This is a genomic window from Ancylomarina sp. YFZ004, from assembly GCF_054254355.1.
Genome location: NZ_JBTCHQ010000003.1, coordinates 280,866 through 300,019, shown reverse-complemented (window position 1 = coordinate 300,019; position 19,154 = coordinate 280,866). Strand labels below are relative to the sequence as shown.

Below are 19,154 nucleotides of genomic sequence, written 5' to 3'. Positions count from 1 at the left end.
TTGAGCGAAATCAAAAGGTAGTGATAAATGATATGACAAATCTAAAAATATAAATACGATGAAAAGTATAATCCAGAATATTAAAGATAATTACAAATTAGTTTTGGGGGTTCTAGTTCTAGGCTTGTTTCTAGGATGGTTAATCTCAGGTAACTCTGATGATGTTAATACTTCAGAACAGGGGATTGAAAATCATGAAGGTCATAATCATGAGAGTGCTGATCCACAAACCTGGACTTGTTCGATGCACCCACAAATAAAGCAGGATAAACCCGGACAATGCCCCATATGTGCGATGGATTTAATTCCATTAAAAAGCATGCAATCGGGTGGTGATGATGTGGATCCCAATGAGATTGTGATGTCTGAATCTGCTGCTAAGTTAGCTGAGATTCAAACTCTGATTGTGAAAAGAGGAAAGCCTGTGAAAACGATTAATCTGCAAGGAAAAGTACAGGTCGATGAGCGTAATATTTCAGAATTAACAGCTCGCTTTGGCGGTCGTATAGAAAAGCTCTTTGTCAACTTTACAGGTCAAAATGTTCGTAAAGGGGAAAAATTAGCTAGCATTTATTCTCCTAGCTTATTAAGTGCCCAACGTGAGCTGCTCGAAGCTATTTCTTTTAAAGAAAGTCGTCCGGGGCTGTATATAGCTGCCAAAGGCAAATTAAAACTTTGGGACTTAACTGATGAGCAAATTACAGCTATTGAGCTAAAAGGAGAACCTCAGGTTTATTTTGATATTCTTTCACCTATTACTGGAACCGTAAGCATGCGACATGTAGCCATTGGGGATTATATAAAAGAGGGTAAACCCTTATTTAAAGTGGTTGATTTATCTAAAGTGTGGGTGATGTTTGATGCTTACGAAAGTGATTTGCCTTGGATTAAATTAGGTGATCAGGTTAATTTTAGTCTTCAGGCGAATCCGAGCAAAAACTATTCTGCAAAGGTGACATATATCGATCCCTTTATCAACGGGAAAACACGTGTGGCAAAAGTACGTATCGAAGTATCGAATAAGGATCAAGTGTTGAAACCTGAGATGTTTGCACAAGCTGTTCTTGAATCTGACATAGCTGAAAATAGCAGTGAAATCTTGGTACCTAAATCAGCAGTTTTATGGACAGGGAAACGATCAGTGGTGTATGTGAAAGTTCAAGATCGCGAATCGCCTTCATTTCTTTATCGTAAAGTGGTGTTAGGCCCTGAAGCCGGATCGTTTTATGTGATTTCAGAAGGTTTGGAGGAAGGTGAGGAAATCGTAATGAACGGGGTATTTAAAATTGATGCTGCCGCTCAGTTGATTGGCTTGCAAAGTATGATGAACCCTGATGGTGGAGCTGCTCCTGCAGGTCACAATCATGGAGATATGGCAACTGACCAATCCAAGAATAAGATGGAGAGCTTTGATGTGGATAAAAAATTCAAAAAACAATTGACTGCTTTCTATAAGGCTTATTTGCCATTAACCGAAGCTTTTGTAAAATCCGATTCTAAACAAGTGAAGAGTGTCTCTGAGAACGTGTTGAAGGAATTAGGAACAATTGATATGGGACTTCTTAAAGGTGAAGCTCACATGGGGTGGATGAAAGATTTAAAAATGTTGGAATCCGACCTCAAGACTATGATTAAGCTGACTGATATTCAGAAACAACGCGCTGCCTTTGCATCTTTTAATCTGGTATTATATAAAAGTATCAAATCATTTGGTCTGGATAAAGTGACAACCTACTACCAGTTTTGTCCAATGGCGAATGGGGATAAAGGTGCCTATTGGTTCAGTAATTCTAAGGACATCCAAAATCCATATTTTGGAGAAGCCATGTTGGGTTGTGGTGAAGTGAAAGAAACGATTAAGTAGATTTTAATAAAGGAAGGAGTGAATGCTCCTTCCGATACTGTAATCTTAAAATCGATTGCAGGGTTCTTGAATTTAAATGGAAGAACATTAATCATTGGTGTTGATGATAATATTCTGGGATATGAGATTTGTACTGTTGTAATTAAACCCTCTAAACAACCCATTTAGTTATATGTGGGCAATTGTACCATTTTTATCTAAGAACAGGAGCTGTAATTAATCTTCTCATCACTAGTATGATAGTTAGGTGTTTAACGTTAAATCAAATTATTTAAAATTAAGATTATGAAAACTTTTCTGATAATTTTCACGTTTCTGCTTTTTTTTAGTTCTACAAGTTATGCTCAAATAGAGTACGAGGGAACAATTAATTCAAAGTACAAATCGATACAACTCGATGATGGCTCTTTTAAATACGTAAAATACGATAAAAAGGAGCAAACCATTTTAATTTTCAATATGGACAATTCCCTTTGGCGAAAAGTTCAGCTTCCATTACCCAAAAGCCACTTACTTGATGAGGTAAAGAATATATCTCAACATACTTTTAATAAAAATGATGATGTTGAAATCGTGTATTCTTGTGTTGTTTATACTGCACCACAGAATTATGAAGATCCTTCAGAGGGATTTGGTACCACGAACTTTACACTCAATGTTATTACTGAAACAGGTGAATCTCTATTGAAAGTAGACAATAGCAATGAAATGGAGATCATTCATACGGATAAGCAGTCTAAGATGTTAGTGTACAAACATATTAGTCATGGCTTCGATACTAGTGATGAAACTCTGATCTATAATCTACCCTAATTGAAGGAAAATGTGTCAAAAGATCAAATATTTTGAATTCAAAGCAAGTGGTGAACTCTCTGCAATAGAAATTGAATCGCTTTATTCATTTTTCGATGAGGTTGCTGAGGTTTCAGGTATTTTATGTATTCAGAGTAAAATTCAACTCGCTTACAATACCAACGAAATTAGCGAAACGGAAATCATCCAATTTATCACTGATCTGGGAATTGTAAAAAAAGGACCAGAGCTTGCTGAAAGTATCGGGACACGTTTGGTTAATGGCTGGCAGAAAATGCTGTTTAAATTGAATAGATCCATGGGTGAATTTTTCAAATAATCTCGTTTATTGATTATTCGTTACTCAGATCAAGATTGCATTTGAAAAAGGAAATATTCAAAATAATTTATTCAATATGGAAGGTGGAGGTTTCATCTTTCGAGGAGCGAAGTGACAGGTCTATATGAAGTTAGTTGCAGTTGATAATTTAAAATTCTCATCATGAATAAACATAAGAAATCACGTCAGAATTGCTGTGCCGAAAATGCTGTGCATGGTGAAAATACACATCAACTTTATCATTGCCCTATGAAATGTGAGGGGGATAAAATGTATGACAAGCAAGGCCAATGTCCAGTTTGTAATATGCATCTGGTACCTGTGAGTGAAATAAAAACACAGGATATTCGAGATCATATTGATCATCATCACAAGCTTAGTCATAAAATTCCTTCAACTAATAATGGAGAATACTTTTGTCCTATGCATTGCGAAGGTGACAAAATGTATAAGCAATCAGGTGACTGTCCCATTTGTGGGATGCATCTTAAAAAAGTGGCAACAACAAAGGCTCAAAATGAGGTTTATACTTGCCCAATGCACCCTGAGATAAAGCAAAATAAACCAGGTGACTGCACTAAATGTGGTATGAGTTTGGTTTTGGAAATCGGAATTCCGACCTCTGATGAAGATCTTGCATATAGAAAAATGACAAGGAAGTTCTGGATTGCCCTGTTTTTTAGTATCCCAGTTTTCGTAATAGCAATGTCAGAATTTTTCAGTTTTCTTAAGCTTGATAGTGTCGCATCAAAACAAGTTTGGGGATGGATAGAATTTCTTCTGGCAACACCTGTGGTATTTTATTCAAGCTGGGAGTTTTTTATTCGCGGTTGGAATTCGATTCGCAAATGGACGCCCAATATGTGGACTTTGATATCCATTGGGGTAGGTAGTGCTTATGTCTTTAGTATTATTGCTCTTCTTACTCCAGATATTTTCCCAAGCCAATTTAAAGATGTACAGGGCAATGTACACTTGTATTTTGAAGCTGCTGCAGTCATATTGACTTTGGTCTTGCTTGGGCAAATGCTTGAATTGAAAGCACACAGTAAAACCAACTCAGCAATAAAAGCCCTTCTGAACTTGTCTCCACCAATAGCACGCAGAATTAAAAATGGGGATGAAGAGGAAATTCCACTTGAAGAAGTTGAGGTAGGTGATATTTTAAGAGTAAAGCCTGGTGAAAAAATACCGGTTGATGGAATCATAACATTGGGTTCTGCTATAATTGATGAAAGCATGATAACTGGAGAACCCATTCCTGCTGAAAAATCAAAAAGTGATAAAGTTACTGGTGGTACAATTAACGGTAAGACTTCTTTTGATTTAGTAGCAGAGAAAGTAGGAGCGGATACCTTGTTGTCTCAGATTATTGGAATGGTGAATGAAGCCAGTCGTTCACGAGCACCAATACAAAAGCTTGCTGATGTAGTAGCGAAGTACTTTGTGATAATAGTCATTGCGATATCATTAATCACCTTCATTATTTGGGCGGTATGGGGACCTGATCCTGCATATGTTTATGCATTTATAAATGCAGTCTCAGTACTTATTATAGCTTGTCCCTGTGCGTTAGGTTTAGCAACGCCAGTATCTATAATGGTAGGAACAGGTCGGGGCGCTCAATCAGGTGTTTTAATGAAAAATGCAAGGTCAATTGAAGAAATGAATAAGGTCGATATTCTTCTTGTAGATAAAACAGGAACGATAACTGAAGGGAAACCCTCTTTAAAATCTTATCAGTCCTTCAATAAATTGACAGATTACGAAATTCTTCAATTTGCAGCATCTATTGATGCATATAGCGAACATCCAGTTGCAGAATCTATTGTAAAAGCAGCCAAAAAAGATGGGATTGAACTTTTACAGATTGATAGCTTCGAATCAGTTACTGGCAAAGGCGTAAAGGCCAAATATAACGGGCTTGGTATAGGACTGGGAAACATACGCCTCATAAAGGATTTTGGGCTTTATCTAACTGATGAGCAGGAGAATATGGCAAGTCAAAAACAATTGGCTGGTCAAACGGTAATGTATTTGGTTCTGGATAATAAAGTGGAAGGCATTATTAGCGTTTCGGATAAGATTAAGCCTACTTCAATTGATGCGATTAAAAAGTTGCAGAAAATGAACGTGAAAGTGGTGATGCTAACGGGTGACAATGAAAACACGGCTAATTCTGTTGCAAAAGAGATGAATCTGGACGGCTATCAAGCAGAATGTTTGCCAGAGGATAAATTCAATAAAGTAAAAGAACTGCAAGAACAAGGTCATATTGTGGCTATGGCTGGTGATGGTATAAACGATGCTCCTGCACTTGAGCAGGCAAATGTTGGTATTGCTATGGGAACAGGTACTGATATTGCTATGCAAAGTGCTGAAATCACCCTCGTGAAAGGAGATCTTAATGGCATTGTTCGATCAAGGGAGTTAAGTATTACTGTGATGCGTAATATTAAGCAAAACTTATTCTTCGCCTTTGTTTATAATGCATTAGGTATTCCGATTGCGGCTGGTATTTTATACCCATTTTTTGGAATCTTGTTAAGTCCTTTAATTGCTGCGGCTGCTATGAGTTTCAGCTCTGTTTCTGTTATCGCAAATGCTTTAAGACTGCGAAAATCATAAGTGATAATTCTAGAATAAAAACAATTAATTGAAAATAGTAAATTTTTCAAAACTTTTTAATTCGCTTGAGTATAATTATCAAGTATATTTTAATCATAAACATCTAAGATATGATACCATTACATCCAATGTTCGTTCATTTCCCGATTGCATTATTTTTTAGTGCCACTGCCTTTGCAATCTTGTCAGTTATATTTAATAGAAAAAGAGATCTATTTCTGGAACTTACAATATGGAATCTTTTTTTTGGTATCATAGGTGCCACATTTGCAATTATATCGGGTCTTAATGAGGAAGGTGCTCTTGCCCATAACGAGACAATTCATTCTCTAATGGAAATTCATAAGTTACTTGGGTTTGTTTTTTCAGGAGTATATATCCTCATAGTATTTTGGTTAGTTGTTAGGAGATCTAAAATGAAGTCTTTGGAACTTAAAGGAATCGTAGTGCTTCTTGTTCTTTCATCAGGAATCTTAGCATATTCAGCCCATCTAGGTGGTAAAATGGTTTATGAGCATGGAGCAGGTGTTTTGCCAATGGAAGAAATACTAAATTCCAAACCTCATGACCACGACCATAAGCATGATCATAATGAAGAACATAAAAATCATGATAACCACAATCATTGAAAATGGGAGAATGAACCATGAAGAAACCAAATCGTAAAAAACAAGAAAAAAATACGGCCCCAAAAAAGAGCGAAATTAAAGGCTTAATAATACTAGGTTTAATAGTATTCCTTGCTGCCATAATTGTATACGCTCCGGGGTTGAATAATTCTAATAATGATGACCAAATTATTTATGTCTCATTTGAAGGGGAAATCATTCCGGATAGTATGGTTTGTATGTTAGGAGGAGATATAAAGACCAAACCAACATTGCCAATTGAAATTAACAGTAAAACCTATTGGGGGTGTTGTCAAAATTGTTTAGGCAAACTACAGAGAAACGAGAACAATGCCTTATACGCATTAGACCCTCTTTCTGGGGAAAGTGTTAACAAAGCTGATGCCATTATCCGACAGGATCCTCAGAATAACAAAAGAGTATTCTTCTTTAAGTCAAATGAAACTTATAATCAATATTTAAAAACAATTAATAAAAAGTGAAAATTATGTACAGAAAAATCTTAAGTCTAATCTGTTTTTCCTTATTAGGAATAACGTTAAGTGTAGCTCAAGACGTAACTGAATCTTTTAAGGTTTCAGGGAATTGTGGAATGTGTGAAAAACGAATTGAACAAGCTGCCGAATCGGTAGATGGGGTTACAAGTGTGAATTGGAATAAAGACTCCAAGGAAATGCAAGTGGTCTTCGATGCTTCGAAAATAAACGTTATGAAAGTACATATGGCTATTGCAAAAGCAGGTCATGATACTGAAATGCACAAAGCAATGGATGAGGTGTATAACGAACTTCCAGGTTGTTGTAAATATAGTCGGGTTGATCTTCCTCAAGATGATGAAAATAAAGGGCATAAACATTCTGGGAATTCACACAAAGGAGGAAAATCACATGATTCTCATTCTGGTTGTGGTCATTCTAGCGATCAAAAGAGTGGTTCAGGGTGCTAGTATTTTTAAATAATTATTAACAATTAAAATAAACATTATGAGATTAAAATTATTAAGTCTAATCGGTCTGTTTTTAGTGAGTGGTCTTAGTTTATCTGCTCAAGAAATAAACAAAAAATTTAAAGTATTTGGTAATTGTGGAATGTGCGAGAGCCGAATTGAAAAAGCTGCCTTAGCAGTAGATGGGGTTACATTAGCAGACTGGAATAAAGAGACGAAAATGATCGAAGTGGCTTTTGATAGTTCTAAAACAGACATTCATAAAGTACATATGGCTATTGCCAAAGCAGGTCATGATACCGAAATGCATAAAGCTAAAGATGAAACTTACAACAAGTTAGCCGGATGTTGTCAATACGATCGTTCTGTGCCTAAAATGAAAGGACACGAAGGTCACCAACATTAGCATTTAATCTTAGGGTTCGTCTGGGGATTGACGAACCTTAAGGTGAAATATTGCTGTGTAGGAGCTTAAGTCAGTTGATAGAGGGAGATGAAGTTTTGAGAATTCTCAGCTTTCAAGACTTCCGAGATGTAGCAATTCAAGATATTTGAATATCAGTTATTTAGATAAGCAATCTTCTGGTCCTTCAATATTGAAAATTATTAAAACAAGAATTTGCCTTAAAATGGGAAAAGTAAGAAGAGATTTGGGGATACAGATTAGGAAATTAAGGATGTCGAAAAAGTTGACACAATCTAAATTGGCTGAACTTTTGGGTTGTAATCAAGAATACATATCTAAGCTAGAAAATGGATTAGTGAATACTACAATTGAATACCTTATTCACATTGCTAATGTGCTAGATCAAGATTTGAATTGTAATTTTATAACGAAGAGCGATGATTTGTAGTCCATAAAATAAGACGTTCTCTCCTTGAGCTGCTGCAAAAAAAGATCTGCTAGGCTTAATGAAAAGCCACCTGAAGATTCATCCATTTTTAATTGATCACTCTCTCTCCTAATACTTTACTCGATACCTTGAAGACCTAGATCAGTATTTGCTATAATATTGATATTTCTGTGTTATCATGTCCTCTTAATTTATAATTGTTTTTGGTAGGGTGTGAGTGGAGTGATTAAAACACAATACCTTTTAATTGAAGCTAATCGTTATTAATGCTTAAGTAAACGAAATTGAAATAGTATGACATGGCCTGTTAGTAAAATAATCCATCGTAAATGGGGATCGACTGAAGAAACATTAAAAGATGTTCTTCAAAAAGAAGGTTTTACCATTCAAAAACGATTATTGTTTTCAAAAGAATCAACTGAGAAATTTGGGATCCAAGCAGAAATTTGGATGCTTGCTTCCCATGATTATTCTCAGCATTATTTGGATATATCCCATAATAATCAGGGCATTTGGAAACTAAAGATGATCCAGCTTCAAAATAATCTAATTGTTATAGAGGCAGACAAATCAGATGTCTCAATTTTTATAAATACGAATCTTAACCAAAAGGATTTACACAAAAATATCGACGAAAAATTAATTAAAATCATATTAAAAATATAGCGTCATATTCATACATCCATTTCATCTCAAGTTTAACATCCTTTCTACTAAGGAAATATGGTATTCTCTCCTCGGGCTGCTGCAAAAAGTTCGCCTGGGGTTTCCAAAATCCTATTGGCTGCTCCACTGTTTCTAAACCTCATCCTTTCTACTTTTTATCTAAAGAGATTTCACAGCCAACAGGCATTTGTTACCTAAAGTTGCAAAAGCAAACCTGTCATACTTTTCGCGCTTCACCCTTCGTCGTTCACAGCAATTCCCAGCTCTTTTGTCTCGTGGTTGTTTATTATGCTTAGGCGTTTTGTTAGAATAGGGTAGGTGTTCGTAAATCAGATTCTTTTATAATGCAAAATCCACCAGTCAAAAGCGCCTCCATTGCTCATTTTAGGCTCGCCTGCTAGGTCGGCCGCTATCGGTTTTTGTCATCTTTTTTGAGAGGCCACGGACAGAACTTACGCTTCGTAAAATATTGCTATCTCCACCACTGCTAATCTATCTTCGTATACGATAATTTATAGATTTCCATTTCCTAAAAGGAGATCCCACCGCATATTTTAACTCCATCGCAAGCTCTTTACCTACACACCTAGGCCAAGGGCAATTGCTTTCCCAATATGTTTCATGATTCTAATTCTAAATGATAGGGATGAAACATTGCCTGACTTGCCCTCCACCCAGTTACAACACCCCAACCTCAAAAAAGTCGCCAAAAACCGCTGGCTGTCAATCACAAGTAGCTTGTTTTATTTGCAAGTCACGGCCTCCCACTCGCAGGCGGCTCGCGTCTTTTATGAAACCTCAGCTTAATAACCACCAACTAAACCCCACCACCACCCATTTTTAATGCAGGCTTTAAAAACAAAAAAAAAGAAATATTGTAGATTGTATTTGCAGTGTAGAAACAGTTTTTCCCTTTAACCTTTAATTTATTTATCCTTGTTTCCTTGATCGGGAATATTTTCCTCCTACCTGATAAACAAGGTATTTCCTTGTCAGTAGCAGTGGATTACTTTTGCCTACACACTAGCTTTTTATCGCTTTCAGCGAGTCAAGGTCGGGGCCTTCGGTTTTATCCGATTTTTGATTTGTGTCTATTTCTTAGGGGATAAAAAATCCGATAAAAACCTTGACTGGGCAGCCCGCATCGCGGTAATTTAAAAAGATGTTTAACAGTTAGAAGGAAAAGATCTGTAGGTAATTTTAGCCGTTGATGATTTCTAAAGCAATTAATATAGTGAGATAGGGGCGTTTTTATTTGTTTCTATTAATTGTAATTCATGTTCACAGAATAAACTTTAAAGAGGGGTATGCAAGATGTGTTTTTGTTCCACAAAAACGCTTGTGCCTTCCAGCAGGGATTTTTCATCGGAGATGAAAAACTTGATTCTGCGAAGGCCAATAAATGAAAAGATATGAGACCTAAAACAGCAGATAGTGATAAATTGGGTGAAGGGGTTCGAATTCGTTTGACGGAACTGGAAAAGAGATTGCTACTGAAAAGGTCTCAGAGGGAAGGCTATCGAACCATCAGTGATTTTTTCAGGGCAAAGCTGGTCAAGAAAAGGGAGATTCGGAAAATCGAAGTGAGTGAGGAGTTTGTGAAGATTACCAAAAAGCTAGACTATGAGCTCAATAAGATTGGTGTGAACCTCAATCAGGTCTCTAGAAATATCAACTCCCAACAGGTTTATCAATTCACTGTTTCAGATCGAGACGTTTTCAAAAAGGTTTTACAAGAGCTTCGAAACTGTTTTTCTGTTTTGCAGAATTATATGGATATCATAGAATAAAGATAAAAGCCCTTACCATGGTCATTGTGATCCATCAAACTACCAGTACCGAGAATGCATTTCTTTATAATGAGAAGAAAGTGGAGGAGAAGCATGCTACCTATTTCCATAGCCGAAATACCAAAGCCATTAATCCCTTTTTTAAGAACTGAATTCAAGTTGCAAATGCAACATTTATATTAATTATGACATAATTATGAACTTAAAGTTATTTCCGATTTTTCTCTTGAGCTAGGCAAGGGCTCCAAAAAAATCAGAATAACTTTGCTAATATACTTTAGTAAGGCGCTATCATTTTATCGAAGCTTTCTCTTAAGTTTGCTCATGTCTTTACTAACTTTTTCATTAACGACTTTTGAATAGATCTGAGTGGTTCGAATATTCTTATGGCCAAGCATTGAACTGATAGATTCGATTGGGACACCATTGGCAAGCGTAATTGTAGTAGCAAAAGTATGTCTGGCGATATGAAAGGTTAAATTTTTATCAATTGACGCTAGATCGGCCAATTCTTTTAAATAAGCATTTAGTTTTTGGTTACTAAAACTTGGGAATATATGATCTTCCGATTTTTTTGCTGGATGATCAACATATTTTTTTATTAAGTTGTGAGCCTGTGGAAGTATCGGGATATTTGATGGCGTTTTGGTTTTTTCACGTTCCAGTAAAATCCATAGATTACCATCTATTCCGATTCGTATATTTTCTTTTGTAAGGTTTGAAACGTCTATATAAGCAAGACCCGTATAGCAAGAGAAAACAAAGATATCTCTCACAACACCTAGGCGAGGGAAAGATAATTTTAAGTTTTCAAGTTTCTGTAATTCTTCTTTAGTTAGATATTCTCTTTTTACTTCTATTAATTTGGTTTGATATTTAGCAAATGGATCTTTATCCAACCACTCATTTCTGATGGCTAGATTGATTACTTTGCGCATATTTTTCAAATATTTATAGGTGCTGTTATTATTGCATTTTCTAACTGTTTTGAAGTAATGTTCAAAGTCAATAATAAAAGAATATTTGAGGCGTGATAATGGAATGTCATTTAGCTTGTATTGATGCTTTAGAAACCTCCTAACATGATCAAGTGTTGTGATGTATCTTTTTACAGTTGCAACAGCATATGTAATACCTTGCAATTCTTCCATTTGTTTATTGTGATATTCAAAAACCTGGAGTAATGTCTTCTTGTCTTCCTCAATGCCCAAAAAGCGAGCTTTTAATTTCCTAGCGGATATGAGTTCCCCATTTTTCACCATTTCAGTATGGTGGTCATAAATGGTGTTTTTTAAGACATCCAAAAATTTATTGAGTTGTCCAGCACCTTTTTTCTTAGTTATAGCTTTATTGAGCTTGCTATCCCAGTCTTGAGGATTAATAGATCTACCTGTAGAGATTTCAACACGTTCATTGTTTATAGAAAAACGGATGTAAATAGGGGCTTGTCCGAGCTTATTAGATCTATTTTTTCGAATGAGAAAACTAACGTTTAGTGTTGAAAATGTATTCATACCATGATATTATTAAATCATACAGGGCAGCTTTTGATTAGGATTTGTAGAATTAAAGTGATGATGTTTAGTAAATTTAATGAAAATTCAGCATCTTTCAAATTATGTTTTCAAGGCTGATTTAATTTAATTCGTTTTGATTCAGTTTGTTATGCAGGTTGTGGTGAACAGAGTGGATTCTAAAATTTGTTCACCTGAGAGTACACCTTCCTATTGACTTTATTTATAATAGAATGAATTGAGTGAAAACAGAAAAGACTGTAAATCAGTAGATTTACAGTCTTTTGGATTAGGATGATTCCTAAATTGCGGAGAGAGAGGGATTCGAACCCCCGGTACGTTGCCGCACAATAGTTTTCAAGACTACCGCATTCGACCACTCTGCCATCTCTCCAGTATTTCTAAGTGTTATCCGTTCGATAACGAGTGCAAATGTAAGTCAAAAAAGTTCGTTTCGCAAATATAAAATGGGGGCTGAATGATTATTTTTTTGTTAAAACAATCAAGGGTCTGACAATTACGATTTTAAAATGCTACATTCATGAAATAAAAAATGTTTTTTTATCGAAATCATACCAAACAGTGGGTTTGTCGGGTTTTAAGGACTGATTTTTGATAAAATGAAAAGTCGGGTTTTTCCTACTTGTGAATCTAAAAAGTAAATCTATTTTTACAAGCTGAAAATTTGGACAACTATACCTTAAATAAATTTAACTGAGAATTAGAATGAGTGTTGAAAAAAAGAGTACGATAAAAGAGGGCTTTTCCAGAGCTTTTTGGGTAGCCAATTCGGTAGAGTTATTGGAAAGAGCGGCCTATTATGGAGTTTTTATTGTTATTACAATATATCTATCCCGAATATTAGGGTTTACGGATGTGGAAGCGGCCTTAATTTCAGGTTTATTCTCAGGCGGTTTGTATTTGTTACCAACTTTTAGTGGAGCATTAGCCGATAAAATGGGATTTAAAAATGCTTTACTTCTAGCATTTTCACTATTAACTATTGGATATGCAGGTTTAGCTATTTTTCCAACAATGCTCGAATCGGCAGGCTTGGTAGAATACACCAAGATTACAACATTTACAGGATTAGAGAGCAGTTCGCATAAATGGTTTATTATTCCAATTGTTGTCCTGATAATGATTGGTGGATCTTTCATTAAATCAGTAATTACAGGTACCGTTGCTAAGGAAACGACTGTGGCCAATCGTGCTAGAGGTTTTTCTATTTTTTACACAATGGTAAATATTGGTGCTTTCTCTGGGAAAACTATTGTGAAACCTTTGCGTGAGGCTATGGGGAATGAAGGATTAATCACCTTAAATTATTTCTCGGCAGGAGCAACTTTACTTGGTCTGATCGCCGTTTACTTCTTTTTTAAGACAACTAGTCGTGAAGGAGAAGGCAAGAGTATGTCAGAAATTTGGGATGCTTTGCTGAAGGTGCTTCAAAATGGTCGTTTGGTGGCTTTGATTTTGATTGTAACAGGATTCTGGATGGTTCAACACCAATTGTATGCTACAATGCCAAAGTATGTATTGCGTATGGCAGGCGAAGGCGCATCACCTTCCTGGTATGCTAACGTTAATCCTTTGATTGTTTTCCTATTTGTAGGCTTAATCACTCAAGTGATGAGAAAGAAAACAGCTTTGTTTTCTATGACAGTTGGTATGTTTATTATGCCTGTGTCTGCCATGTGTATGGCGGCGGGAAATCTTTTAGATGTGGAATCAATAGATTTGGGTCTTTTTAGTCTACACCCAGTTGCTTTCATGATGATTATTGGAATTGTGTTTCAGGGGTTTGCCGAGTCATTTATTTCACCTCGATTCTTAGAATACTTTTCTTTGCAAGCACCTAAAGGTGAAGAAGGAATGTATTTAGGCTTTAGTCATTTACACTCATTCATATCTTCAATAGTAGGATTTGGTTTATCTGGATTTTTATTGTCAAAATATTGTCCAGATCCTCATTTGTTTGAGAGCCATGCAGAGTGGGAAGTGGCATCAGCGCATGCACATTACATCTGGTACTATTTTGTAGCCATTGCAGGTGTATCGGCAATCGCTTTGATTATTTATGGTCGAGTAACTCGTAAGCTTGATGCAGAAAAAGCACTTTTAGAAGCTTAATATAATATATAGATTGGCTTTCCTAAGTCGATTTGATTGAACCACCTCAGCATTGAGGTGGTTTTTTTATAGCAATAAATTAGCTGGTCTTTTTATCCTTTACATTTTCCCAATGAGCGAGTACGAAGCGCAGATCGCTCATGCTAACATCATTTCCCAAATCTTTTTGAGCATCATTGAGAGCATCAACTTTGTGATTATCGAAATAATTCATGATATTTTCAAGCTTTTTATCATCAACAAAACGCTTGATGGGAAGGGCATTAATTCCCACATAATAAGTCAGGTGTTCTTCTATGGTAGGACGAGCTAGATCACGCATGGCTGCAATCACAGGAATGCTTTTGCCTTCCTTAAACATTAGAAAACTTCTTTCTTTACTGCTGACTTTCTTGGGTTCCTGAGCTTTTGCTGAAGAAAAGATATCAGGAGCCTGAGACAGATTGTTGTCCTTTTTAAAGGCATCAACTAGTTTTAGAAGTTCAAGGCCAAATTCATCTATCTTTTTACCCCCCATGCCTTTAATCTTCTTCAAGGCTAATTTATTCTGAGGAAGACTGTTACAAACCTGAATAATCACTTTAAGGCTTATGATGGAGGCCACAGTAGTATCTAAAGTATCTGCCTTAGCATATCGCCAATCTTTTAGTTGCTTAAACAGTTCTGGATAATCGACTATAGCTGCAAAATCCTCTTGCTTTGGCATGCGTTTGAATTTCACAGTCTTTAAATGCTCCTTGGCTTTGAGTTCTAGGAAATCCTTAAGGATAAAACCATGATTGCAATGAAGCATACAAGCTAATTTAACTTGAGTCAGCTCAACAATACGAATACGCAAATCCTTAACCGTTTTGGCAAGGGCCTGATTGTCGGTATCAAAATAGCCCTGATGTACAGGTTCTAATAGATAGAGTTCCAGCTTGGGTATAAAGTACTGACAAGCCTTATGAAGGCGTTCCTGAAAGTGTTTGTCATTCTCCAGATTGGGCGAAGCTCCAAACATATGATACAATTGATTGGAAAATTGTTGACCAACCTTAACCAATTCAGGTTTTAGCTTGTCAATATTAGCCTTTAGCTTCTCCTTACAATCGCCTTGAGAAGTTGTTGGATAATCTTCGAATACCTTATTGAGTCGGTAAGCGTAATGGTAAACCAAATCCATATCGAAAAGCTCCTTCAATAAAGAAAGCTGATAGTCACGCTTGGCTTTGTAGAGATCCTCTTGCTTTGGCGGATTATCTTTCATGGATTGATTGAAGCTGGCTACTGAGCTATCGCAGATGATACCATGCGGATTGATTCGTGTTTTCAAAACCATACCTTCAAGCGACTTGCAACGGGAGAGTGCCACATAAACCTGTCCGTGTGCAAAAGCTGAAGCAGCATCGATAATTGCCTTTTCGAAGGTTAAACCCTGAGATTTGTGAATGGTGATGGCCCAAGCTAATTTCAATGGGAATTGCTTGAAGGAGCCAATGACTTCCTCTTCAATCTCCTTGGTTTTTTCGTTAATGGAGAATTTGATATTCTCCCAGGTATCCACTTCTACTTCAATTATATCTTCGTCACCCTCGCATTTTACGCTGATGCTATTTCTATCCATAAAGGTGATCATCCCAATCTTGCCGTTATAGAAACGCTTGGCCGATTGAGAATCATTTTTCACAAACATAACCTGAGCCCCTTTTTTTAACTCAAGGTTTTCGAGAGTAGGGAAGGCGTATTCAGGAAATTGACCGTCTATACTGGCCTTAAAACTCTTTTTGTCGGCTTCAAGCTTTACCAGTTTAAGTTCATTAATCTCTTCAGCCTTACGGTTGTGAGTACTTAGTGTAATGTAGGCATCCTTATCATCTGGATCGAAATCGGGTTTGTAATTGGCATTTAACCTACGGCACGATTGTTCAGAAAGTTGGTTGTTTCGAATCTCATTCAGAATATGAATAAAGTTTTCATCCTTCTGACGGTAAATATGTTTCAGCTCAATACAGATGTGTGGTGACTTTTGTAGAGCTCTGGAACTGAAGAAGAATTCGGTGGCATAGAAACGTTTCAGTATCGACCATTCTTCCTGTTTCACCACTGGAGGCAATTGTTGTAAATCACCAATCATAAGCAATTGAACGCCACCAAAGGGTAGCTTCGATTTGCGATAACGACGAAGAACGGCATCAATACCATCCAATAAGTCCGCACGAACCATAGAAATTTCATCAATGACCAACAAGTCGAGTGTTCTAATGATATCGATCTTGGTTTTATTGAAACGCTTTTCAGGGGCTTGTTCTCCCTTGTTTGTGTATTCATCTTCGGGAATAATGGGACTGAATCCCAACTGAAAAAAGGAGTGAACGGTAACACCACCCGCATTAATAGCAGCCACACCGGTAGGAGCCACAACAATCATTCGCTTGAGCGATTCGTGGCGTAGTCGGTGTAGAAAAGTAGTTTTACCCGTACCGGCTTTCCCCGTCAGAAATATGTTGGTATTGGTATTTTCTATATAGTCGTAAGCCAGTCTCAGCTCTTTGTTGTCTTCCATCTTGTTCTCGAAAAATGATAATCAGTAAAATTAATATTTTAGATGGAGAATAGATGCTAAGGCTAAAGTAAATTAAATTTTAAAGCTAAAAGGAAGCCTTTTTATGCAGATTTTCACGGATTAAATTGGTTGAGAGTCAATTAGAATAAACTATTTCAGAATTTCGGTGTATTGTGTTAATATTTATGTGGATACGTTCTATTTTAGCTTCGATTAAGATTTTACAATAGACAAATTTACTGTTTGCTTTCTAAATTTTGTAAATTCGATAGGTCTATGATTAATACTGTCAGTCAAATAGCAATGATTAAGTTGTTTCGTGAGAGGTGGTTTTGTAATTTGTAGACAAATACAGCCATATAGAATAAAAGATATAGTTGTTAAGTAGCTTATAATCTTGTTGTAAGCAATTTTTAAAATCAAAAATGGATTCTAAACCTACTTATCAAGAATTGGAAATTCAGATTGCGAATCTTAAGCATGATAAGGAAAATAACCTGCTGAATTCTTCTATTCAAAATGGAGACGTATATCATTCCCTCATTGATAATATGTCAGAAGGGTTTGCACATTGTCAAATGATTTATGAGAATAATAAACCCATCGATTTCATTTATGTTGAAGTAAACCAGGCTTTTGAAAATCTAACGGGTTTGAAAAATGTTGTTGGTAAACGAATTTCTGAAGTTATAGTTAATCATAGAGCCGAAAATCCAAAATTATTTGATTTATACAGCAGGGTTAGCCAAACAGGAATACCTGAGAAAATAGAAACTTATGTCGAACCCTTAGGCTTATGGTTTTCTATTTCAGTTTATAGTTCAAAAAAAAGTCAATTTCTTGTGGTTTTTAATAATATCACGACTCGTAAGCAGTCCGAAGAGGTACTAAGGATTAGTGAGCAAAAATTTAGAATGTTGGCGGAAAACGCTCCGGATATTATTTTCAGGTTTGATCATTTATTTCGACACACGTATGTGAATGCAGCTGTTGAAAAAGCCACAGGAATTCCCAAACAAACATTTCTCGGAAAAGACCATAGAGAACTTGGAATGCCAGAAGATATTGTTTTGTTCTTCCAAAAACATATTCGCAGTGTCTTTGAAAGCGGGCAGGAAATTGAGTTTAGTTTCACTTTTCCGACACCAACAGGTGAACATCATTACGAATCCCGTTACGTTCCGGAATTTACAAAAGACGGGACAGTAGAATATGTGATGGGGATTACTCGAGACGTCACTGAGCCTATGCAGGCAGAAAAAGCTCTTAAAGAAAGCGAAGCACGTTTTAAACAACTCATTAAGAATTCGTTTGACATGATTATACTTATGGATTCCGAAGGAATTCAACAATTTATTAGTGAATCATGTGAGAATATACTGGGATATAAACCAGAAGAACTAATTGGTATCCCTGTAATTGAAAAGATGATTCATCCGGAAGATCAGGAATCAACTAAAAAAGGCTTTCTTGACATTATTGAAAATAACGCAATTGGAGGAACGCAATACCGACATCTTCATAAAAATGGAAGTTGGGTTTATCTGGAAGCATATGGTAACAATCAATTAGATAATCCTGAAATTAAATCTGTTGTTCTTAACGTTCGTGATGTTACAGAACGTAAACATGCAGAACAAATTATTAAAGAAAGCGAAAACAAATTAAGAGAACTCAATGCTACAAAAGATAAACTATTTTCAATCATTGCGCACGACTTAAGAAGTCCATTCAATGGGATTTTGGGGTTCTCGGAATTGTTGATTGAGAACGGAAGAAATTTTGAAGTTGAAGTATCTGAAAAGTACTTGGGTATTATAAATTCATCAGCTAAAAATACGCTTAGTTTACTTGATGATTTATTAGATTGGGTAAGAATACAAAGTGGTCAATTGCATTTTAGACCAGTGAATTTAAACCTGCATCAAATTATCAAGAAGATATCAGGAGTGCTAAATTCATCGGCAACGATTAAAAATATTTCCATAAATCATTTTTATTCATATGAAATAGAAGTTCTTGCTGACAAAAATATGTTGAGGACCATTTTACGTAATTTAATTTCCAATGCAATAAAATTTACTAATCCTGGTGGAAAGATTGATATATTGGTTAATGTGAGTAAAAACCAAGTTGAAATTACGGTTAAAGACAATGGCGTTGGAATGAATGAAGAATCGCAAAGTAAAATATTTAACAATAACGAGTATTTGTCGACACCTGGAACAGAAAATGAAAGTGGCTTAGGTTTGGGATTAATCCTTTGTAAAGAATTTGTGGAAAAACACGGAGGTGAAATTTGGGTAGAAAGCGAATTAGGAAAAGGAAGCAACTTTATATTTTCAATACCTTTGAGTGAAACGAATGCGAGTCAAATCATAACGGCTAATAACTGAAGTTATATACAATAAAGGAATTAGGGGTAAATTAAAAGGATCAGTTACGGAATCTCT

16 protein-coding genes and 1 tRNA gene are annotated in these 19,154 nt (G+C 36.0%); 14 read left to right on the top strand and 3 right to left on the bottom strand.

The genetic code is table 11. The annotated features are described in order from the left end of the window. The first annotated feature begins 58 nt into the window (after positions 1 to 58). From ACXR6G_RS06830 to ACXR6G_RS06775, 12 genes are all read left to right on the top strand, one after another. Positions 59 to 1,864: an efflux RND transporter periplasmic adaptor subunit gene (locus tag ACXR6G_RS06830; RefSeq protein ID WP_458360665.1), complete on the top strand. Its 1,806-nt coding sequence runs from the start codon at positions 59 to 61 to the stop codon at positions 1,862 to 1,864. Between the two features lie 285 nt (positions 1,865 to 2,149). Beyond that, positions 2,150 to 2,677: a hypothetical protein gene (locus ACXR6G_RS06825; RefSeq protein ID WP_458360664.1), complete on the top strand. Its 528-nt coding sequence runs from the start codon at positions 2,150 to 2,152 to the stop codon at positions 2,675 to 2,677. A 10-nt stretch (positions 2,678 to 2,687) separates the two neighbouring features. Beyond that, positions 2,688 to 2,996 carry a hypothetical protein gene (locus tag ACXR6G_RS06820; protein ID WP_458360663.1) on the top strand — a complete coding sequence of 103 codons (309 nt, stop codon included), beginning with the start codon at positions 2,688 to 2,690 and terminating at the stop codon, positions 2,994 to 2,996. A gap of 162 nt (positions 2,997 to 3,158) precedes the next feature. After that, the gene (locus tag ACXR6G_RS06815; protein ID WP_458360662.1) at positions 3,159 to 5,624 is read left to right on the top strand and encodes a copper-transporting P-type ATPase; all 2,466 of its coding nucleotides are present in this window, start codon (positions 3,159 to 3,161) and stop codon (positions 5,622 to 5,624) included. A gap of 110 nt (positions 5,625 to 5,734) precedes the next feature. Continuing rightward, on the top strand, positions 5,735 to 6,253 hold the full coding sequence (locus tag ACXR6G_RS06810) for a DUF2231 domain-containing protein (RefSeq protein ID WP_458360661.1): 519 nt from the start codon (positions 5,735 to 5,737) through the stop codon (positions 6,251 to 6,253). A gap of 17 nt (positions 6,254 to 6,270) precedes the next feature. Then, entirely contained in the window at positions 6,271 to 6,735 is a 465-nt protein-coding gene (locus tag ACXR6G_RS06805; protein WP_458360660.1) for a hypothetical protein, read from the top strand. A 5-nt stretch (positions 6,736 to 6,740) separates the two neighbouring features. Then, the gene (locus ACXR6G_RS06800; RefSeq protein ID WP_458360659.1) at positions 6,741 to 7,199 is read left to right on the top strand and encodes a heavy-metal-associated domain-containing protein; all 459 of its coding nucleotides are present in this window, start codon (positions 6,741 to 6,743) and stop codon (positions 7,197 to 7,199) included. A 37-nt stretch (positions 7,200 to 7,236) separates the two neighbouring features. Further along, positions 7,237 to 7,605: a heavy-metal-associated domain-containing protein gene (locus tag ACXR6G_RS06795; protein WP_458360658.1), complete on the top strand. Its 369-nt coding sequence runs from the start codon at positions 7,237 to 7,239 to the stop codon at positions 7,603 to 7,605. Positions 7,606 to 7,828: 223 nt separating this feature from the next. Further along, complete coding sequence (locus ACXR6G_RS06790; RefSeq protein WP_458360657.1) at positions 7,829 to 8,053, top strand: helix-turn-helix domain-containing protein; 225 nt, start codon at positions 7,829 to 7,831, stop codon at positions 8,051 to 8,053. A 294-nt stretch (positions 8,054 to 8,347) separates the two neighbouring features. Continuing rightward, on the top strand, positions 8,348 to 8,719 hold the full coding sequence (locus ACXR6G_RS06785; RefSeq protein WP_458360656.1) for a hypothetical protein: 372 nt from the start codon (positions 8,348 to 8,350) through the stop codon (positions 8,717 to 8,719). A 1,412-nt stretch (positions 8,720 to 10,131) separates the two neighbouring features. After that, positions 10,132 to 10,509 (top strand): hypothetical protein, encoded by a 378-nt coding sequence (locus tag ACXR6G_RS06780; RefSeq protein ID WP_458360655.1) that lies wholly within the window; start codon positions 10,132 to 10,134, stop codon positions 10,507 to 10,509. Between the two features lie 17 nt (positions 10,510 to 10,526). After that, the gene (locus ACXR6G_RS06775; protein WP_458360654.1) at positions 10,527 to 10,661 is read left to right on the top strand and encodes a hypothetical protein; all 135 of its coding nucleotides are present in this window, start codon (positions 10,527 to 10,529) and stop codon (positions 10,659 to 10,661) included. 144 nt (positions 10,662 to 10,805) lie between these two features. Here the strand turns inward: ACXR6G_RS06775 and ACXR6G_RS06770 are convergent, their stop codons facing one another. Beyond that, positions 10,806 to 12,023: a site-specific integrase gene (locus ACXR6G_RS06770; protein ID WP_458360653.1), complete on the bottom strand. Its 1,218-nt coding sequence runs from the start codon at positions 12,021 to 12,023 to the stop codon at positions 10,806 to 10,808. A gap of 309 nt (positions 12,024 to 12,332) precedes the next feature. Beyond that, positions 12,333 to 12,417, bottom strand: a tRNA-Ser gene (locus tag ACXR6G_RS06765). Between the two features lie 332 nt (positions 12,418 to 12,749). Here ACXR6G_RS06765 and ACXR6G_RS06760 point away from each other — a divergent pair. Continuing rightward, positions 12,750 to 14,156 carry an MFS transporter gene (locus ACXR6G_RS06760; protein WP_458360652.1) on the top strand — a complete coding sequence of 469 codons (1,407 nt, stop codon included), beginning with the start codon at positions 12,750 to 12,752 and terminating at the stop codon, positions 14,154 to 14,156. A gap of 79 nt (positions 14,157 to 14,235) precedes the next feature. On the opposite strand, the gene ACXR6G_RS06755 is transcribed toward ACXR6G_RS06760, so the two are convergent. Further along, complete coding sequence (locus tag ACXR6G_RS06755; protein ID WP_458360651.1) at positions 14,236 to 16,701, bottom strand: helix-turn-helix domain-containing protein; 2,466 nt, start codon at positions 16,699 to 16,701, stop codon at positions 14,236 to 14,238. Positions 16,702 to 17,126: 425 nt separating this feature from the next. On the opposite strand from ACXR6G_RS06755, the gene ACXR6G_RS06750 reads away from it, so the two are divergent. Beyond that, the gene (locus tag ACXR6G_RS06750; protein WP_458360650.1) at positions 17,127 to 19,097 is read left to right on the top strand and encodes a PAS domain S-box protein; all 1,971 of its coding nucleotides are present in this window, start codon (positions 17,127 to 17,129) and stop codon (positions 19,095 to 19,097) included. The last annotated feature ends 57 nt before the right edge of the window (positions 19,098 to 19,154 follow it).